11 protein-coding genes and 2 pseudogenes are annotated in these 19559 nt (G+C 71.6%); 8 read left to right on the top strand and 5 right to left on the bottom strand.

Annotated elements, in window-relative coordinates:
- The first annotated feature begins 27 nt into the window (after positions 1–27).
- Together ACFYXV_RS31210 and ACFYXV_RS31205 are read left to right on the top strand one after the other, a co-directional pair.
- Positions 28–612, top strand: coding sequence for a phosphatase PAP2 family protein (locus tag ACFYXV_RS31210; RefSeq protein WP_389384688.1), 585 nt, complete (start codon positions 28–30; stop codon positions 610–612).
- Positions 567–806 (top strand): annotated as a pseudogene (locus ACFYXV_RS31205) (phosphatase PAP2 family protein); the annotation flags it as partial. The gene ACFYXV_RS31210 and the pseudogene ACFYXV_RS31205, both read left to right, overlap by 46 nt.
- A 117-nt stretch (positions 807–923) precedes the next feature.
- Here the strand turns inward: ACFYXV_RS31205 and ACFYXV_RS31200 are convergent.
- Complete coding sequence (locus ACFYXV_RS31200; RefSeq protein ID WP_389384687.1) at positions 924–1658, bottom strand: SDR family oxidoreductase; 735 nt, start codon at positions 1656–1658, stop codon at positions 924–926.
- A 172-nt stretch (positions 1659–1830) separates the two neighbouring features.
- Here ACFYXV_RS31200 and ACFYXV_RS31195 point away from each other — a divergent pair, with 172 nt between their 5' ends.
- Positions 1831–2667 carry a helix-turn-helix domain-containing protein gene (locus ACFYXV_RS31195; protein ID WP_389384686.1) on the top strand — a complete coding sequence of 279 codons (837 nt, stop codon included), beginning with the start codon at positions 1831–1833 and terminating at the stop codon, positions 2665–2667.
- Here ACFYXV_RS31195 and ACFYXV_RS31190 read toward each other — a convergent pair.
- From ACFYXV_RS31190 to ACFYXV_RS31175, 4 genes and pseudogenes are all read right to left on the bottom strand, one after another.
- Positions 2621–3175 (bottom strand): annotated as a pseudogene (locus ACFYXV_RS31190) (class I SAM-dependent methyltransferase); the annotation flags it as partial. The gene ACFYXV_RS31195 and the pseudogene ACFYXV_RS31190 sit on opposite strands and share 47 nt — an antisense overlap.
- Before the next feature lie 5 nt (positions 3176–3180).
- Positions 3181–4068: a hypothetical protein gene (locus tag ACFYXV_RS31185; RefSeq protein ID WP_385836007.1), complete on the bottom strand. Its 888-nt coding sequence runs from the start codon at positions 4066–4068 to the stop codon at positions 3181–3183.
- 31 nt (positions 4069–4099) lie between these two features.
- A complete protein-coding gene (locus ACFYXV_RS31180) occupies positions 4100–6046 on the bottom strand; it encodes a DNA/RNA non-specific endonuclease (RefSeq protein ID WP_389384685.1) in 1947 nt (648 codons plus the stop codon).
- 313 nt (positions 6047–6359) lie between these two features.
- Positions 6360–9716 (bottom strand): ALF repeat-containing protein, encoded by a 3357-nt coding sequence (locus ACFYXV_RS31175; protein ID WP_389384684.1) that lies wholly within the window; start codon positions 9714–9716, stop codon positions 6360–6362.
- A gap of 447 nt (positions 9717–10163) precedes the next feature.
- On the opposite strand from ACFYXV_RS31175, the gene ACFYXV_RS31170 reads away from it, so the two are divergent.
- The 5 genes from ACFYXV_RS31170 to ACFYXV_RS31150 all read left to right on the top strand — a co-directional run bounded on the left by ACFYXV_RS31170 (position 10164) and on the right by ACFYXV_RS31150 (position 19389).
- Positions 10164–10679 (top strand): hypothetical protein, encoded by a 516-nt coding sequence (locus ACFYXV_RS31170; protein WP_385462521.1) that lies wholly within the window; start codon positions 10164–10166, stop codon positions 10677–10679.
- Between the two features lie 44 nt (positions 10680–10723).
- Positions 10724–13177 carry a trypsin-like serine protease gene (locus tag ACFYXV_RS31165; RefSeq protein ID WP_389384683.1) on the top strand — a complete coding sequence of 818 codons (2454 nt, stop codon included), beginning with the start codon at positions 10724–10726 and terminating at the stop codon, positions 13175–13177.
- An 86-nt stretch (positions 13178–13263) separates the two neighbouring features.
- Positions 13264–15270 carry an RICIN domain-containing protein gene (locus tag ACFYXV_RS31160; RefSeq protein ID WP_389384682.1) on the top strand — a complete coding sequence of 669 codons (2007 nt, stop codon included), beginning with the start codon at positions 13264–13266 and terminating at the stop codon, positions 15268–15270.
- A gap of 44 nt (positions 15271–15314) precedes the next feature.
- Positions 15315–17639: an FG-GAP-like repeat-containing protein gene (locus ACFYXV_RS31155; RefSeq protein ID WP_389384681.1), complete on the top strand. Its 2325-nt coding sequence runs from the start codon at positions 15315–15317 to the stop codon at positions 17637–17639.
- Between the two features lie 148 nt (positions 17640–17787).
- The gene (locus ACFYXV_RS31150) at positions 17788–19389 is read left to right on the top strand and encodes an FG-GAP-like repeat-containing protein (protein WP_389384680.1); all 1602 of its coding nucleotides are present in this window, start codon (positions 17788–17790) and stop codon (positions 19387–19389) included.
- Positions 19390–19559 lie beyond the last annotated feature (170 nt).

The following is a 19559-nucleotide window of genomic DNA, read 5'->3' as shown; positions in this document are numbered from 1 at the left end:
CTTCGCGGTCGCTGGTGGCGCGAGGCGGTGTTCCTGGCGGTCTCCGTCGCCGCGCAGTCCGCCGTGTTCGTGCTCGTCACGCTCGTGGTGGAACGGCCCCGGCCCGATGTGCCCCACCTGGACGCGGCGCCGCCGACGTCCAGTTTCCCCTCCGGGCACGTCGGGGCCTCCGTGGCGCTCTTCGGAGGGCTGGCCGTGCTCGCGGCGGGGCTGCTGAACGGGGCGTGCACCCTGCTCGTCGTCGCGTACGCGCTGCTGCCGGGCGCCGGGGCCGCACCCGGCCCCGGCGGCCGGTGGCGCTCTGCCCGCGGCCCGGCCCGTCGGGGGCGGCAGGACGCCGTCCGGGGTGCGGGGCCGGGTCGTGGTGGTCCGTCATCCGCACGCCTGCGGCCATGGAACGGCGGCGAGCGTGCGGGCCGTGCTTCGCCGTCACCGGTAGCGGACCAGGTGTGGGCGCAGCCCTCCGCCGATGAGCCGTGCGGCGCGCCGGCCGCGCGCACTGTCCGGTCGGACCGTCGGGCTCGACGTGGGCCGGGTCGACGGCGACGGCTTGACGCCGAGGCGGGCTGCCGCTCCTCCCGGATTTCTCCTTCCCCTCCGGGCACGCCATGACGGCCACCACGTCCTGCGCCGTGCTGCTGCTCGTGCTGCTCCCCCTGGTCCCGCCGGTCTGGCGGCCGCTGCCGTGGGTGCTCGCCGCGGCTTCGGTGATCTGCCTCGGGTTCGCTCGGGTCGCGCTCGGCGTGCACTGGGTGAGCGACCTGGCCGGCGGCTGGCTGCCCGGCGTCGCGGTGGTCACCGCCACCGCATTCGCCTTCGAGGCATGGCGCAGCGACATCGGCCGGACGCGCACCACGCCGGCCCAGGGCCTGGAGCCCGAGATCGCGACGGCCGATCCCGAACCCCCGGCCGGGGCGTCAGCGTCACTGCGCGCTCGCCGCAGGCCGGACGACGAGCTCGTTGACGTCGACCTCCGGCGGCTGGGACACGGCGTACGCGATGGCCTCCGCGACGGCGGAGGCGGGCAGCGCCACGGCGCGGTAGGCCTTCATGGCCTCCCTCGCCACGGGATCGGAGATGTGGTCGGCGAGTTCGGACTCGGTCACCCCCGGGGAGACGAGCGTGACCCGGACGCGGCCGTCGGACTCCTGCCGCAGCCCTTCGGAGATCGCCCGCACCGCGAACTTGGTGGCGCAGTACACGGCCGCGGTGGGTGAGACCTCGTAGGCGCCGACGGAGGCGATGTTCACGATCTGCCCGGCCCCCTGGGCGCGCATCACGGGCAGGGCGGCGGCGATCCCGTGGAGCACTCCCCGTACGTTCACGTCGATCATCAGGTCCCACTCGTCGACCGCGAGCGCGTCCAGCGGCGAGAGCGGCATCACTCCGGCGTTGTTGACCATCACGTCCAGCCGCCCGTACCGCTCGCACGCCGCCGCCACGAAGGCCCGTACGTCGGCGGCGTCCGTGACGTCGAGCCGCCGGAACACCGCGGTCCCGCCCGCCGCGTTGATCTCCTTGCTCAGCGCATCCAGCCGCTCCGTGCGCCGCGCCCCGAGGAGCAGCACATGCCCGTCGGCGGCGAGCCGTCTGGCGGCCGCCTCCCCGATCCCGCTGCTCGCTCCGGTGATCGCGACGACCTTGGGTTCGTTCCTCATGACTGCCCCACTCCTCGACTACGGGCGCAGGTCCGTCCTGCCGGACCGAGTCTTCGCGAGCCGAAGGGGAGCGCCCAGGACGCGGGTTGCCCGGGTACGGGCTGCCTGGGTACGGGCTGCCTGGGTGTGGCACACCCTGGCAGGGCACATCGCCACGGCCTAACCTGTGGCCATGACCACGACCTCGGCGGACCGGGCCCTCGGAGAGTTCCTCCACGCGCGCAGGGCGGCCCTGCGGCCGCAGGACATCGGTTTGGCGAGCTGCGGCGTGCGCAGGGTCTCCGGGCTGCGCCGCGAGGAGGTCGCCGTCCTGGCCGACGTCAACGTGGACTACTACGCCCGCCTGGAACAGGGCCGCGAGCGCCACCCCTCCCCGCAGGTCCTCGACGCGCTCGCGCACGCCCTGCGGCTGCGCCCCGATGCCCACGCCCACCTTCACCGCCTGGCCGGCTCCGCGCCCGCCGACCGTCCGGCCACCGACCAGCTGGATCCGGCGCTGCTCCAGCTCCTCGACGGCTTCGCCGGCTCTCCGGCGTTCGTCGTCAACGCCGCGCTGGACATCCTGGCCGCCAACCCCCTCGCCCGGGCCCTGCATTCGCCGTTCTCACCGGCGGACAACCTGGCCCGCATGGTCTTCCTCGACCGGGCGGGCCGGGACTTCTACACGGACTGGGCCTCGGCGTCGCGGGGCACGGCGGGCCACCTCCGCGAGGCCACCGGCATGGCCCCGGACGACTCCCGCCTGCGCGAACTCGTCCGTACCCTCACGACGCGGAGCCCGGACTTCGCGCGCTTGTGGACCACGCACGAGGTCCTGGCCAAGACCCGGGACGCCAAGCACCTCCACCACCCGGTGGTCGGACCGCTGACCCTGACGTACCAGTCCTTCGACGTCCGCGCCGCCCCGGGTCAGCAGCTCATCGTCTACCAGGCGGCCCCCGGCACCCCGACCGACCGCGCCCTCACCCGGCTGGCGGCCAGCACCGGCAGCCACGAAGGGCGGGTGTGATCCGCCGGTCCTCGGGGAACAGCTCTCGGGCGGCCGGGGCGGGCTGCGGCTCGCTGACGGCTGAGAGCCGGAAGCCGGCGGTGGTGAAGGCGTCCGCCATCGCGTACAGGGGTTTGCGCCGGAACCTCATCGGGACGGACTGCCCGTTGAAGGTCCAGTCGAAGGAACAGCTGGTGGTCGCGAAGCAGTCGGGCCGGGGACCCGGGAACGTGTAGGCGACGAAGGGGTGGTCCACCGACGCGATCAGCCGGCCGCCGGGCCTGATCACCCGCCGCAACTCGGCCAATGCCGGAACCCAATCCTCCAGGTAGTGCAGCACCAGCGACGCGACCACGTCGTCGAACGCACCGTCGTCGAACGGCAGGGGGTCGCGCAGGTCCGCCACGTGGAGCCCCGCGTCGCCACCCAGCCGCCGCCTCGCCAGCGCCGGCATCCCGGCGCTGGAGTCGATGCCGGTGACGACTGCACCGCGCTCGCGCAGCGCGGCGGACAAGGGGCCCGAGCCGCAACGGCTCACTGGATCAGGCTGGTGTGCGGATGGTCCGGGGACTGCGGGCAGACGTAAAGCTGGAGGCGATTGCTCCTGGAGACCTCGACCTTGGGCGGGTTCGCGGCGTCGGGGTCATCGAGGGAGGTCGTGTCCCGGTCTTCGTACGGGACCCAGCCCGTGTTGCTCCTGTCCCATTCGCTCGAGGCGATGGTCAGCAGCGGTACCGTCTGGGCACCGCAGGCGGTGCAGAAGCGGGCCATGGGATCGGTGAGACCCCAACGGGGCCAGCCACCGACCTTCCAGCCCGGGGCCACGGACAACTCGCTCCCGTAGTACGCATCAGGGTGGCGGCCCCAGGAGTCGTCCACCGCGACTCCGGCCGCCCGCCAGTTGTCCCAGTCTCCGAGCTGCTGCCGCAGCTCCTTGCTCAAGTCCATGTGGTGGGGGTACTCGGTGACCTGCTCCGGCGCGAGCGCGCATGGCTGCGGCCTGTAGCCGTCGTACTCCTCCTCGATCGGCTCCGGTGGCTCGGCGAGGACATCGGTGACCTCGGCCGCGGATCGCCAGAACAGCACGGTCGGAGGCTTGTAGTCCGGTTCATGCTCGAAGGGACACCACAGCACCTGGAGCACATCGGCCTGCCCGGGCGGTCGCAGCAGGGGTACGTCCCGCACGTACAACTGGGTCACGGGCAGCATGGCGTTCAGGTCCTCTTCGGGCCACCCGTGCGGCTCCGCGCAGTGCGGCCACGGCTCGTCGGCGGGCCACAGCAGTGGCCCGCCGACCGAGCTGTCGTGCGGAGTCGGAGACCCGGGGCGTGGATGCAGCCGGATCGCCGGACGGGCCAGCGGGGCCAGTTGAGGAAAGGCCGCGGTCACGTCGACCGGCCGCGGCGGGGTGGTACGGCTCATTCTGGCTCCCGATGGCACGAATCGGATGGGACTAGTTTCCGAGGTTCAGCTGTCCGGTGTTCCTCTTGGTGTTGAGGATCTCGACCTGGGGGAACAGCGGCTGTGTCTTTCCGTCCGACCGCTCGACCCTAGCGTTCATCACGACCTTGTCGGGAATCGTGCTGTCGGGGGTCGCGTAGTGAGGCGTCACCTCGTAGAAGATGGCGTCGTTCGGCCCGAGGATGCCGCCTTCCGCGAACTCCCTCACCGCCTTTTGAGCCACGGCCTCGTAACTGCGCATGCTGGGCGTTCCGGTGTTCATCCCCACCTGCCAGCAGGGGACGAGGTTCGCACCGTCGTCCTTTCCGCCCAGGCCGCCGAGGATGTTGGGTATCAGATGGCACCGGGCGAGCCCGGTCCCGGGCGAGTTGGCGTCGCGGAACAGGTTGGCGTCCTGCCAACCGGTGATGTCCCCTTCGGCCTCGGTGCCCTTCGGGGGCTTGATGCCCACGCAGGCCTGTGCCGCGGCCGCCCGTTCGCCGGGCAGCCCCAGCGTGGGGGTGGTCTTGTTGACGTGCGGAACCGGATTGGTGGTGTTCTTGATCCAGCCCTTGCCGTTGGGGAACGACCCGGCGGGAGCCTTCTGGAGGCAGACGGCCTGCGGCTCGGCGGTCGATCCGGAGATCTCCACCTTGAACTGGTCGCCTTCCACCACTCGCTGGCCGTCGAAGGCTTCGGCGAGCCGGGCGTCACCGGCCTGCTTGTCCCCGAGCGGAACGTGGGCGCGCGCGCAGGGGCTGCCCGGCCCGCCGTGCACGACATCGGTGACCCATCCGCCGCCGGTGCTGCTGCGGGGAAGGATCTCGGCGCACTGGGCGCCGTCGACGCCTCCTTCGCGGGTGACCGCGAAGGGAAACTCTCCGCAGCTGTCGTCCGCGACGAGGTCCGTGCGGGCCTGGAAGGTTCCACAGGTCCGGGCCGTCCGGCCGGCTACGTCACCCTTCGCGCGGGTCAGCGGCTTGTCGCGTCCCCAGCCAGCGAGGTTGCTCTGGGCCCACAGGTAGCCGGCCGCCGCGGCACCCGCGCCCGACGGGGCCGGCTGGTCGCTCATCTTGACGACCGGCATGATTCCGGGCACGACACAGCCGGGGTCGGGCGTGCCGGTGGCGGTCGTGTCCCGGACGGCGTCGTCGCAGCGGATCTTCTCCGGGTTGCTCCACGAGGCGCTCGGGTCGACGATCTGGGCGCCGGGAGAGGACACGTACAACTCGTACGACGTCGTGAAGTCGACCTGCGTCCCGGGAGCCGGGGTGGATTCGTAGAGCACGTCGCCGGAAAGGATCTGGTCCGGGATGATCGTCTTGCCCGTCCACCGGGGGGACTTGGTGACCTTGCAACCGGCCGAGCAGGCAGGCTTGAACCGCACGTTCAGGGACTTGACGGTCCCGGTCGCACCGGTCATGGTCACCCGGACCAGCTCGCTCCACGTCGTGCCCTTGGCGGGCAGGGACGCACTGCTCGAAACGTCCAGCGTTCCGGTGCCGACCACCGTGCCGTTGGTGTCCTTGAGCGTGTACAGCACGGTCAGGCCGTGGACACAGTAGGCGAAGCGGTTGTGGTACCAGGTCCGAGCGGGTGCGATCGCGCAGCTGCCCGTGTCGGCGGCGGCGGCGGGCGCCGCCGCGGGTGCGGCGGCGAGGAACTTCCGCCCGACCGGGGCCGCCGGAGCCGCCGGGGTGGCGACCATGGTGACGCAGCTCTTCACGGCTCCCGCCTTGCGCTCCCGGGAGCCGACAGGCGTGGGCTCGCACTTCTCACCGGGAGTCAGCGTGGCGGGCTGGAGCTTGGCGGGGACGGGAACGCCGGACGGGTCGACACCGGCAGCCTTGCCGGCCGCGCCCGGGGCGGGGACCTCGCCGGCGGCGGCGGTGCCGGTCGCGGTGAGGCTCAGTACGAGGAGGAGACCGGGAAGTATTCGTCTCCAGCGTGGTGAATTCATGTCTTCTCTCGGTGGGAAGGCGCCCCGGGCGACATCCGGCCGACTGTGCGATCAGTCGAGCCGGAATGCCTTCTGCCGCCCGGGGCGATGAGTGGATGTGCTGCTGCCGCTGAGGGATGTGCTCCCGGAGCGGATTCGGTACGGCGCCGGCCTGCCGGGGCCGGCCGGCGCGGAGTGCCCGCCGTATCGGGCGGCCGTATCGGGCCGAGCGATCGCGGAAACGTTTCACCGCAGGCCGAACCACCCCCCGCGGCCCGAAGGCCGAGGCAATGGGCCCGGCATGGCCGGGGGGGGCGGTCAGGTGGATCAGCTGTCAGGCGACGAGGTCGTAGAGCAGCTTGGACGCGGTCCCGGCGACCTTCTCCACGGTCTTGACGACCGGCTTGGCCACCGCGGAGGCCGCGCGTCCGCCGCCGCGCGTGACGAGTCCCAGTGCCGCGCGGCCGGCGGAGGAGACGAATTCACCGCTGGTGAAGCCGTATTCGATTCCGGAGGCGATCGCGCTGACTCCGGCGGCGACGACGGAGACGCCGAAGCAGACCGCCGCGATGCTGCCCAGAACGGGCGCCGCCGGGAAGAACACGCACGACACGGCGAAGCCTGCCGCCAGGAGGCCCGCGGCGGTGCTCACCTTGTCGGCGCTGTCAGCCCACCACTTGGCGTCGTTCCACCACTCGTCCTTGCCGGGCTGGCTCCCCTTGGGGTTGACCTGGTCGTTGTTCGTCGTGTTGGAGGGGTTGCGGTTGGCGTCGCGGTCCTTCTGTGCCTGCTCGGCGGCCACACGCGCCGCCTCCCGCACCTCGGCCGTCCGCTTGTCCGCGGCGATCTGGCGTGCCTCGGCAGCCGCCGCGGCGGCCGTCTTGGCGTCCCGGCCGGCGGCGAGCTCCGCCTGGTGGGCGTTGGCGGCGGAGGCCTGGGCGCTGTAGGCGGAGGCCTGGGCGCTGCGGGCCGCGTCGATGGCACGGTTGGCGGAGTAGTTCGCGGCGCGGGAGGCGCTCTGGGCGGTGGCCGCGGCGTCCTTGGCCTTGTTCGCCGAAGCCTGGGCGTCGGCCGCGGACTTGTCCGCGGCGTCCGCGTGCTGGCGGGCCTTCGTCGCGTAGTCGTCGGCCTGCTTCGCCGAGTCCAGCGCCTTCTGGGCCCATTCCTGGGCCTTCTGGCCGGCGTCCCGGGCCACGGCCGCCACCTGGGAGGCGAGTGCCGCGTCCCGCTGCGCCTCCTGGGCGATCTTGGCCGCTGCCGCGATGGTCGCCTGCATGGCGGCGGCGTGGCTGAGGGAGTCGTAGTCGAGCTGGGCGGCCTTGTGCAGGACGGATTCGATGAAGTTCCGGCGCATCCAGGCGGGGCCCTCCATGGCCACCTCGGCGTAGGCCTTGGAGTACGCGTCACCGCTCGCGATGACCTTCATGGTGGCGACGGCGTCGTCCTGTTCGACCGCCTTGGGGAGGTCCTCGTCGAAGAACTTCTGGAGGGCTTCCGGGGTGTTGGCGTTGAGCGCGTCGTTGGCCGCCTTGGTGACGGCCTTGCCGGGCTTCTCGTGCAGGATCTTCAGGATGTTGACCCGGTTGTCCTCGGCGCGCGACCTGATGACGCCGGAGGTGTTGAAGTCCCCTTCCGCGGGGATGCCGCCGGCGAGGGCCTGGACCGCGGCCTTCGCGACGGCCGGTTCGGAGACCTGGGCGATGAAGAGGATGGTCTCGCGGTTGTCCTGGGACTCGGCGATCTGCCGGTCGATGTCGATCCAGGAGTGGACGTCGTAGTCGGATCCGGCGAGCGCGAAGCGTGCGGCCTGACGGGTCCAGGTGCCCTTGGAGTTCAGCAGGGCGACGGCCGCCTGGCGGCCGATGGTGGCGGCCGCGGGGAGGTCGTCGTTGCCGAGGGCCTGCTCCGCCTTGGCGATGAGGTCCTTGGTGGCCTGGGCGGTCTGCTGGGCCTGGGTGCGCTTGTTCAGGGCGGCCGCGCGTTCGCTCTTGTCCACCAGGGCGAGCTGCGCGGCTTCCTTCATGCCTTCCAGCTTGTCGGCCGCCAACGCGGCGGCCTCGGCCGCCCGGGCGTTCTTCTCCACGGCCAGCGCGTCGACGATGGCCTGCGTCGCGACGTTGGCCGCCTTGACCGCTTCGTCGGCGTGCGCGGTGGACTTGTTGGCGAAGTCGATGGCCTGGCCGGCGTACTTGACGGCCTCCTCGGCGGCGTCGGCGGCCTTCTCCGCGTGTCCGGCGGCGGACTTGGCCGCGGCGTTCGCCTTGCGGGCGGCCTGCGCGGCGGTCGAGGCCAGTGCCTGGGCCGTGGAGGCGGCGTTGGTCGCCTGGTTGGCGGCGCTGGAGGCGATGTCGGCCTGGCGCTTGGCCTCGGCCGCCTCGCCCTGGGCCACGCCGGAGGCGGCGGCCGCCTGGGCGGAGGCCTTGGCCGCTGCCGCGGCGTCACGGGCCGCGTCGGCGGCGGCCAGGCCGGCGTTCGCGGACTGCTCGGAGGCGACGGCGGCGTCGTCGGCGGCCTTGGCGGCGGAGTACGCCTTCGCGGCGGCGTCGCGGGCGGCGACGGCGGCGTTCTTCGCCTCGTTGGTCTTCGAAGCGTCCTTCGACGCGGCGATCGCGGCGTTGTAGGCGCGGGTGGCGGCCGATCCTGCGGCGGCGGCCGCCTGGGAGGCCGCCGTGGCCGCCCAGGACGCCCGCTGCGACGCCTGGACCGCGGCGGAGGAGGCACGGATGGCCGTGCGGGCCGCGGACGCGGCGCCGCTCGCGGCGGTGGCGGCCTGGCGGGCCGCCTCGGCGGACCTCCGGACGTCGTCCCGTGCCTTCTCGGCCTCGGCCGCGGCCGTTTCGGCCTTCTCCTTGGCCTTGCTCGCGGCGGTCGTCGCCCGCTCGGAGGCCTCGACGGCGAGGTCGGTCTGCTCCCGGGCCCGGGCGCTCTCCCGCTCGACGACGGCGACCAGCTGCGCGATGGTGGCGGCCTCCTGGTCGCGTGCCCGTGCGATGTGCTGGCCGGTGTCGAGGTACCACTGCACGTCGTCCGCGGTGCCGCTCAGTGCGCGGTTCGCGTACTTCTTGAGCTCCGGGCCGGCCGTGGCGAGACTGCGGATGATCTCCACCCGCATGTCCTCAAGCCTGGCGTTGTACTGGCCGCCCAGCAGGAACTGCTCCAGTGCCTGGTCCGTACCGGCGGTCAGCGCGGCGTTGCCGTCCCGCTTGACGCTCTTTCCGCCGTTGGCCATGACGGAGAGGGTCGAGACCCGCATGTCCTCGGTGACCGAGGAGCGGAAGCCGTCCTTGACGAACGTGGATATCGCCTCGTCGCCACCGCCCAGGGCGGCGCCCGCGTCCCTCCGGACGCTCTTGCCCCCGTAGCCCAGGTAGGTGAACGTGGCGACACGGTTGTCGATCCGCGTGGCCTTGGGCAGCTGCTCGGTGAGGAAGGCAGTGATCTCCCCGTCGGTGCCGGCGAGTGCGTAGGCGGCCGCTTCCTTGGCCGAACGTCCGCCCAGGATCCACGCCTTGACGGCCTTGGCCCGGTCCGTGTCCGGAAGCGCCAGTGCGTCACCGGCGGGGGCCGCGGCGGCGGTGGCGCGGGTGGCTGCCCGTACCGGCGTGGTGAACAGCAGGGGTGTCGATACGGCGGCTGCACTCGCCGCGAGAGCGGTGGTGAAACGACGCCGGCTCCAAAACGTTTCCTGCACAGAAGAACCTCTCTGATTCCGATTCCTCGATGTCGAGGTCAAATCACGCCCGGAAAAACTTCACCGGGACGGCGATGACCCGACCTTATGCAGCGCAGACGCCCGGAACATACCTGGGCGGAACCCAACGGGCACCACGACCGAAAGATGGCCGAATCTGGCCCCCAACTTTTCGCAAAACCGTCGCAACCATTCCACAGCGTGACACAAGTCACCCCATCGACAGGTGATATGTCCCTTTATGTAGCTATTTATTCTCTTGGCTGGATGACACATGGCTTGGTTTCATTCGAAAGATAGCCAGCAAGTGCGCAACGCCGCCGCATTTCTCTTTCGATGGCATCGGGCAGCCGTGACCGGGGGGCACGAGAACCCGGACGATCCCCCTTCCTTCATTGCGCACTCACGCATGCTCGCGAACACCTTGAATCGACACTAAGGACGAAAATGAAGGCACGTACCGCAATCCTGCGAATCGCCGGTGCAGCTGTGGCCGCAGGCGCTCTGACCTGGGCTGCCGTCACGGGCGGTGTGACCGGCGGATCCACCACGGAAGCCATCGCGACGAAGGCGATCGCCGATGAAGGCCCGGGCTACGCCATCGAGGACTTCGCTTACCCGAACGCCGACAAAATCCTCGCCGAGCAGAAGATCAAGCTCAAGAGCGGAGACGGTCACATCCTCCTCGCGGAGTGCACCGGCGCACCCGAACTGATGGAGGTCTTCTCCCACAAGAACGAGAAGATCTGCTTCCGCGTCACCGGGGACAAGGGTTACCTCAGCCTGGAAATCCCGTCGGTATTCGGAGTCAAGGGCAACAACTACGCGGCTCAGGTCGAAATGTCTGCCGGCGCCGAACAGAAGTCCTTCACCGTCGACAAGAACGCGTGGACGGCCGTCGGCGAGACCGCGGACGACCAGGGCCGCGATTTCATGCTTCTGGAGATCAGGACCTCCAAGTAATCACCGCCGGGGATCCGCCCTTTTTCCTGCTCCGAAAGAAGACCATGCCTGAAACTCGTCCCCTCCCCGCACGGGCGACCGGTCTGCTCGTCACGGCCACCGCCGTCGCGGCGGGCCTCGTCTCGGCCGTGCCCGCCCAGGCCGTCACGGGCCCCGAAGCACCGGCCGGCCGGTACGCCTTCGCCGCGGCCCTCACCGTCGGCAACGAGACGAACCCCCGCGGCTGCACCGCGGTCCTGGTCGACCCCCGTTGGGTCCTGACGGCCGCCAGTTGCCTGGCCACCACACCCGGCACCCCGGTCCCGGCCGGGAAGCCCGCGCTGAAGACCACCGCCACGTTCGCCCGGCAGACCCGCGACATCGTGGAAGTCTCCGCGAGCGCCACCGATCGGGACCTGGTCCTGGGCCGGCTGGCCACCCCGGTCACCGACGTCGCTCCGGTCAAGCTCGCCACCGCCGTCCCCGCGGCCGGCGCCGACCTGGTCGCGGCCGGCTTCGGGCGGACCAAGACGGACTGGGTGCCCGGCAAGGTGCACACCGGCGCGTTCACCACGAACTCCTCCGACGCTGCCACCCTCTCGATCACCGGCAAGGGCACCGACTCCCTCTGCAAGGGGGACACGGGAGGCCCCCTGCTCAACGCCAACGGCGAGCTCGTGGGCATCAACAGCCGCTCCTGGCAGGGTGGCTGCCTCGGCACCGACGCCGCCGAGACCCGTACCGGCGCCCTGGCCGCCCGCACCGACAACGTCGGTGCCTGGCTCGCTTCGGCCACCGCCCCGCGCACCGGCAACCAGGTGTCCCTGCTGGCCGGCGGCGGCGGTGCGATGTGGTCCCAGTTCGGGGACCTCGGCTACGGGGAGTACGGCCAGTCCTGGACCAAGGTCGACGGCAAGGACGTATCGCGGGTGGTCACCGTCCGCGACGGCGACACCGTGCGTGCGTACGCGATCGTCGGCGGCCGGGTGTACGGCCAGGACCTCGACCTGGCCGCGAACGGCAGGTGGTCCGGCTGGGGCGAGATCCCCGGTGGCGCCGCCGGTGCCAAGGACATCGCCGCCTCCCTGGTCGGCTCCAAGGTCCACGTGCAGATCGTCGGCTCCGACGGCAACCTGTACTCGCAGGTGGCCGACTACAGGGCCGGTCGCTGGAACGACGTGTGGACCTCGGTCGGCGCGTCCGGGCTGACCCGCGTCACCAGCGCTCCCGCCGGTCCCATCGTGCGCGTACAGGCCGTCGCCGACGGGCACGTCTACGGCCGCGACCTCGACACCCGCAACGGCAACTGGTCGCCCTGGGGCGAGATCCCCGGTGGCGCCGGCGGTGTCAAGGACATCGCCTCCAGCATGATCGGCAACAACGTCCAGGTCCAGATCGTCGGCGGTGACGGCGCCCTGTGGACCCAGTTCGGCAACTACGACGCCGGCCGCTGGAACGACGCTTGGACCAGGGTCGGCGGAGCCGGCCTGACGAACGTCACCAGCGCCCCCTCGGGCAACGCCGTCGAACTGTACGCGACCGACGCCGCGGGCAAGGTGAACAACGCCCGGCTCGATACCGGTACGGGCACGTGGAGCGCGTTCCAGGAGCTCAGGGGCGGCATCTCCGGCGCCACCGACGTATCGGCCGGGATCCTGGCCGCCCCCTCCAGGGTGACGCTGGCCGCGACGGTGAACAACGCACTGTCCCTGCAGACCGCCACCCTGGCCACCGGCGCCTTCGGGGCCCAGTGGAACACCGTCGGCGGCCTCCCGGTCACCAACCTGACCAGCGTGGACACGGGCAGCACGATCCGCTACGTAGGTGTCGCCGGCGGTCGGGTCTACGACCGCGAGTACAACCCGTCCACCAACGTCTGGGGCGCCTGGACCGAGGTGCCGGGTGGCGCCGCCGGTGTCAAGGACCTCTCCGCCGCCATGATCGACAACGTTCTGTACGTGCAGATCGTGGGATCCAACGGCGACCTCCACACGCAGGTCGGCGACTACAACGCGGGCCGCTGGAACGACCGTTGGACCGCCGTCTCCGGCTTCACGGGACTGACCGGCCTCACCTCCGTGAAGGCCGGCCCCTACGTCCGCCTCTACGGCATCGCCGGCGGCAAGGTCTACGGCCGCGACCTCGACACCCGCAGCGGCACCTGGAGCAACTGGGGCGACATCCCGGGTGGCATCACCGGCGCCAAGGACATCGCGGTCTCCCGTGTCGGAGCCACCGTCCAGATCCAGGTCATCGGCTCCGACGGCGCCCTCTACGGCCAGGCGGGCGACTACCTCGCCGGCGCCTTCAAGCCGTCCTGGACCAAGATCGGCGGCACTGGGCTGACCCGCCTCTCCAGCGCGTCCGCCGCCGGCAACACCCACGTCTACGCGATCGGCGCGGGCGGCAAGGTGCAGGGCACGACCCTCGACACCGCGCTGGGCAACTGGACCGCCTTGCGCCAGGTTCCCGGCACTCCCGCCTCGCCGACCGACCTCACCGCCACCGCCACCCGCTGACACTCCGCACGGCCGACCCGTCCGCGCCGCGACCGCCTTCCCGGCGCGGACGGCGATCAGCGCCACCCGACACCATAAGGATCAACATGCCCGTAAAGGGTTCACGCACCGCGTGGGCTGCCGCCCTGCTCTCCGCCGCAGCGGGAGGCGGACTGCTCACCGCGGTCCCCGCCGCGGCGCTCGGCGGCAGCGACGCCCCGAACACCGGCTACGCCTTCGCGGCGAAGCTCAACGTGGGTGACAAGGCGGCCTGTTCGGGCTCGCTGGTCGACGCCCAGTGGGTTCTCACCGCCGCGTCCTGTTTCCGCAACGGCTCCGCGCAGGTGCCGGCCGGCAAGCCGGCCCTGAAGACGACCGTCACCGTGGGGCGCACCGACCTCACGCAGTCCACGGGCACCGTGGTCGAGGCGGTGGAGCTCGTTCCGCACGCGGACCGTGACCTGGTGATGGTGAAGCTCGCCTGGCGGGTCGTCGGAGTGGAGCCGGTGAAGGTCGCCACCACCGCCCCGAAGACCGGTGAGCAGCTCACCTCGCTGGGGTTCGGGCGGACGAAGACGGAATGGGTGCCCGACAAGGCACACACGGGCGCGTTCACCGTGGCCTCCGTGGACGGCGGCACGATCGGACTCGGCGCGTCGGGCGACTCGGTGGTCTGCAAGGGCGACACCGGCGGTCCCGCCCTGCGCGGGAAGGACGGCCGCCTGGAACTGGCCGCGGTCAACTCGCGTTCCTGGCAGGGCGGCTGTCTGGGCACGGACCCCGCCGAGACCCGCACCGGGGCGCTCGGTGCCCGTGTCGACGACGTCGCGGCCTGGGTGGACCAGGTCCGCGGGACCACCCCCGCGGTGCGTCTGGCGTCCGTGGTGCCCAACGTCACCAAGGTGATGGGTACGGGCGACTTCAACCAGGACGGCCGTACGGACATCGCCGCCGTCACCGCCGACGGCAACCTGCACACCTTCGCCGGCCGCCCCGACGGCACCTTCGAGTACGGCCGCCCGCTGTGGCGGGCCGACGGCAGCTGGGGTCCGGCAAAGAAGATCATCGGGGGTGACTTCAACGGCGACGGGATCACCGACATCGCCTCCGTCTGGAGCGACGGCGCCCTGCGCCTGTACGCGGGGCGCTCCGACGGCAGCCTGGCCGCCGGCAAGTCGATGTGGGCGGACGCGAACACCAACTGGGACGCCATGCGCCAGCTGGAGCGGTACCGCGCGGCGGGCTCCGACCGCGACGGGCTGATCGCCGTCTGGGGTACGGGTGACGCCAAGGGATCCCTGCACGCCTACTCCACCACCCCGGACGGGGTGCTCACCAACCAGAACCGCAAGATGTGGGCGGACAACACCTGGCTGGGCATCCAGAAGATCACCACCGGTGATTTCAACAACGACGGCCGAGACGACATCGTCGCCATCGCCTCCGACGGCGCCCTGCGCCGCTACAACGGCAACACGGCCGGCGGCCTCGACGGCGGTGCCTCCGTCTGGCCGGACAACACCTGGAACAACATGCCCGTCCTGTTGTCCGGTGACTTCAACGGCGACGGCAAGACCGACCTCGGCGGTCTGTGGAGTGACCAGCAGCGCTTCAACTCCTACAAGGGCAACGGACAGGGCGCCTTCGCCCTGGGCGCGAACGCCTGGCCCTCCCCCCTGCCGCTGCCCGCGGGCGGTCTGATCCGCAACGTGAACAGCGACAAGTGCCTGGAGATCACCAGCTCCAGCAAGGACAACGGGGCCCCCGCGCAGCAGTGGGCCTGCGTCGGCCAGGCAGGCGCGAAGTGGGAGTTCCGCCCGACGGCCACCGCGGACGTCTACCAGATCGTGAACGTGAACAGCGGCAAGTGTCTGGAGATCGTCAACTCCAACAAGGAGAACGGGGCCCGTGCGCAGCAGTACACCTGCCACGACATCCCCACCATGCAGTGGACGATCAAGCAGGCCGGCAGCACCGTCGGCCTGAACATCAGCAACGTCAACAGCGGCAAGACCCTGGAGATCAGCAACTCCAGCAAGGACAACGGCGCCCCCGCCCAGCAGTGGCAGCACGCTGCCGACCCGGCCTTCGCCACGCAGAGCTGGTACCTGTGACCAGCGCCGCCGACCAGCCCGCCCACCGTTCCGAGGAAACCCACATGTCCGTATCCCGTCCGCGCCCCGCGCGGATGACCGGCCTGCTCGCCGCCGCCATCGCCGTGGCCTCCGGTCTCACCTCCGCCGGAGCGGCCCAGGCCGTCTCCGGTCCCGAGGCCGCGGCAGGCCAGTACGCCTCCGTCGTCAGGCTGAACGCCGGCGACGGAGCGGGCGGCCGCGCCTGCACCGCGGCGCTCGTCAACGAGTGGTGGGTCGCCACCGCCGCCAGTTGCTTCGCGGCCGTCCCCGGCCAGCAGGTCGCGGCGGGGAAGCCCGCTCTGAAGTCGACCGTCACCCTCGCGGACGGCCGGACCCTCGACGTGTCCGAACTCGTTCCGCGCACCGACCGTGACGTGGTCCTGGCCCGTCTGGCGGCGCCCGCCCGCGGCGCGGCCCCGGTCCGGCCCGCCGCCGCCGTCCCCACGGCCGGCGCTGAGGTCACGGCCGCCGGTTTCGGCCGGACGAAGACCGAGTGGGTGCCCGGCAAGCTCCACACCGGGGCGTTCACGGTGGATTCCACCGACGCCGTTTCCCTGAAGATCACCGGCAAGGGCTCCGACGCGATCTGCAAGGGCGACACCGGCGGCCCGCTGCTGAACGCGGCCGGCGAGCTCGTCGGAGTCAACAGCCGGTCCTGGCAGGGCGGCTGCCTCGGTGCGGACCCGGCCGAGACCCGCACCGGCGCGGTCTCCGCGCGCACCGACGACCTCGGACAGTGGATCGCCTCGGTCACCGATCCGCTGGTGGTGCGCCCCGGCCAGACCATCGAATCGGGCACGACCCTCGTCGGCAAGGACCTGAAGCTGTCCATGCAGGCCGACGGCAACCTGGTGATCTACCACAACAGCGGTGGTGAGGGTAAGGGCGCCGCGCTCTGGTCGTCCGACACCTACGGCAACCCGGGCGCCTACGCGATCATGCAGGCCGACGGCAACTTCGTCGTGTACAAGAAGGACGGTGGGGACGGCAAGGGCGGCCACCTGTGGTCCACCGCCACGTTCGGCAACGCGGGTGCGTACCTGCGCTTCCAGAACGACGGCAATCTCGTCGTCCACCGGAAGGACGGCGGCGAGGGCGCCGGCAGCGGCCTGTGGTCCTCGGAAACCGGTCTGCGACCGAACACCCTGGCCAGCGACGGCCGTTACCAGGCCGGTTTCTGGATGGACGGCCCCACCAAGATCTTCGTGATGGCCCGCGACGGCCGCCTGTACATCTGGGACAAGCTTCAGGCCAAGCAGGTGTGGAGCTCCGACGTCGCCGGCGGTGAGGGCTCCTACCTGTCCATGCAGCGCGACGGGAACCTCGTCGCCTACCGCAAGGGCGGCGGCGACGGCGCGGGCAACTCCTACTGGTCCACGGCCACCTTCGGCAACGCCGGCGCCTACCTGACCTTCCAGAACGACGGCAATCTCGTCGTCTACAAGAAGGACGGCGGCGAAGGCAAGGGCGGCGCGCTCTGGGCCAGCGGAACCGTGCCCACCGACCCGCGTCCTTCGGCCGCGGTGAACGAGGCCGGCGGAAGCGACCGCGTGCGCTGGGCCGACTTCGACGGGGACCGCAAGCCCGACTACTTCACCATCGCCGACAACGGCGCCGTGTCCGTGTGGCTGAACCGCGGCGGCGACCCGGCCGGTGCGAACGGCTGGCAGGGGCTCGGCCAGGTCGCGACGGGTACGACCACCGACCGCTCCCGGGTGCGTCTGGCCGACTTCGACGGGGACGGCAAGGCCGACTACCTCGTCATCAACGCCAATGGCTCGGTGAACGTGTGGCTCAACCGCGGCGGCGACAAGGTCGCTCCGTGGAAGGCACTCGGCCAGGTCGCGAGCGGCCTCACCACGGACCCGGGCAAGGTCCGCTTCGCCGACTGGGACGGCGACGGCCGCACCGACTACCTCGTGTTCAACGACACCGGTGCCGTCGACGTGTTCCTCAACCGCGGCGGCGACCAGGTCGCCCCCTGGAAGGGCATCGGGCGTGTGACGTCGGGGGCCACCACGGACCGCACCCGGGTCCGGTTCGCCGACGGTGACGGGGACGGCAAGGCGGACTACTACGCCGTCAAGCCCGACGGAAAGGTCGACCTCTACCTCAACCGCGGTGGCGACGTCGTCCCGAACAACGGTTGGAGCGTCGTCGGCCAGGTCACGAACGGACTGACCGCCGACCACACCAAGGTGCAGTTCGTCGACTTCAACGCGGACACGCACGCCGACTACGTCCTCGCCGGTACCGGCGGCAGCGCCTCCGTCCTGGCCTGGAACGGTGGTGACCCTGCCGGCGCCAAGGGCTGGACCGACCTCGGCAAGGTCGCCAGCGGCGCCTGATCCGGGTAGGCCGTGCCCGCCGTCCGCCCTCGCCACAGCGCCGGGGGCGGGCGGCGGGCTCCTTCGTTTTCCGATGCCCGTCGGGCCTCCCGGCTGCCGACGGCTCCGCCGATTACACTTCCACCCCCTCCCAGAAGGGCCGTCACCCATGACACGGCGCATCACCCCGCTCGGCCTCGTCCTGCTGGCGGGCGCCGCCACCGCACTCGGCCTCGGCTCCACACCGGCCGCCGCCGCCGTCCAGCCCGCCCCACCGCTGGTGAGGATCATGCCGCTGGGTGACTCGATCACCGCCGGCGCGGGCAGTTCGCAGGGCGCCGGATACCGCTCCGAGCTCTGGCACCTGATGGGAGGCCAGTCCCGCTACACGCCCGACTTCGTCGGCTCCGGGTCCTTCGGCAACGTCGGCGACCCCGACAACGAGGGTCACAGCGGCTGGACCATCGACGACGTCCGCTCGAACATCGACCGGTGGCAGACCGCCGCCGACCCGGACGTCGTCCTCCTGCACCTGGGCATCAACGACCTCAACACCCACCACGCGGACCCCGCGGACGCCGCACGGCGACTGTCCGGACTCGTCGACCGCATCGTGGCGAACAGGCCCGGCGTGACCGTCATCGTCCAGGGCCTGCTCGTCGACACCCCGGGGCTCGAACGGCAGACGCACGAGTTCAATGCCGCCGTCCGCGGCCGGGAAGCGGAGCGCCGCGCCCGGGGCGAGCGGTTCCGCTTCGTCGAACCGCCCCGCCTCGACGTCGCGGCCGAGCTGCCCGACCACCTGCACCCCAATGACGCGGGCTACCGGAAGATGGCCGCGGCGTACCACGACGGGCTGGAGCAGGCCGTCACCGAGGGCTGGGCCGTACGGCCGAACCCGCCGCGGGCCGGTACGGAGGCGGGCGGCGCCGGCCCCGTCCGGTGGGCGGATTTCGACGGCGACGGACGCCTCGACCACCTCACCATCGCGGACGGCGGTGAGGTACGGGCCTGGCTCAATCAGGGCGGGAAGCCGGGCGGGGGATGGAAGGCACTCGGCGCCGTCGCCACCGGCACCACGACGGACCGTACCCGGGTGCATCTTGCCGACTTCGACGGCGACGGCAGGGCCGACTACTGGGTCGTCGACTCCGACGGGTCCGTCCGTGTATGGCTCAACCGCGGTGGCGACCCTGCCGGAGCCGGCGGGTGGCAGAGCATCGGCAAGGTCGCCACCGGCACCACGAACCGTGCCGAACAGGTCCGCATCGCCGACTTCGACGGGGACGGCAGGGCCGACTACCTCACGATCGCCGACAACGGCGCCGTCCGCGCCCACCTCAACCGCGGTGGCGACCCGGCGGGCAACACCGGCTGGCGTGACATCGGCCAGGTCGCCACCGGCACCACGACGGACCGGAGCCGGGTGCGCCTGGCCGACTACGACGGCGACGGCAGGGCCGACTACTGGATGATCGGCCCCGGCGGCGGCGTCACCACCTACCTCAACCGCGGCGGGGACGGCCACGGCGGCTGGCAGTACCTCGGCCAGACGGCGACCGGCCTCACCACCGACCACGGCAGGGTCCAGCTGGCCGACTTCGACGGGGACGGCCACGCCGACTACCTCCTCACCGCCTCCGACGGAAGCGTCGGCGTCCACCTCTTCGACGGGGGCGACCCCTCCGGGCCGCACGGCTGGAACCCCATCGGCACGGTCGTCGACGCCACGCCCCCGGGAGCCCGGCCGCTCTCCCGGCCGGCCGGCTGACACGACCGGGCCACGCCCCGGCGTGACCCCTCCCCGGGCGGCGGCCCCGCGCCGTCCGGGCCGTCAAGGCCTTCGCGCGTCGGCTTGACCGATGGACCTGCGGCGACGTAACTTCTGGCGCACTGACTCGTGAGCTGATGGAAGGGGGCGAAACCGGATGTCGACCGTCT

It is taken from the genome of Streptomyces sp. NPDC002181, from assembly GCF_042890485.1.
Lineage (GTDB): Bacteria > Actinomycetota > Actinomycetes > Streptomycetales > Streptomycetaceae > Streptomyces.
This window is presented reverse-complemented; position numbering and strand designations above follow the sequence as displayed.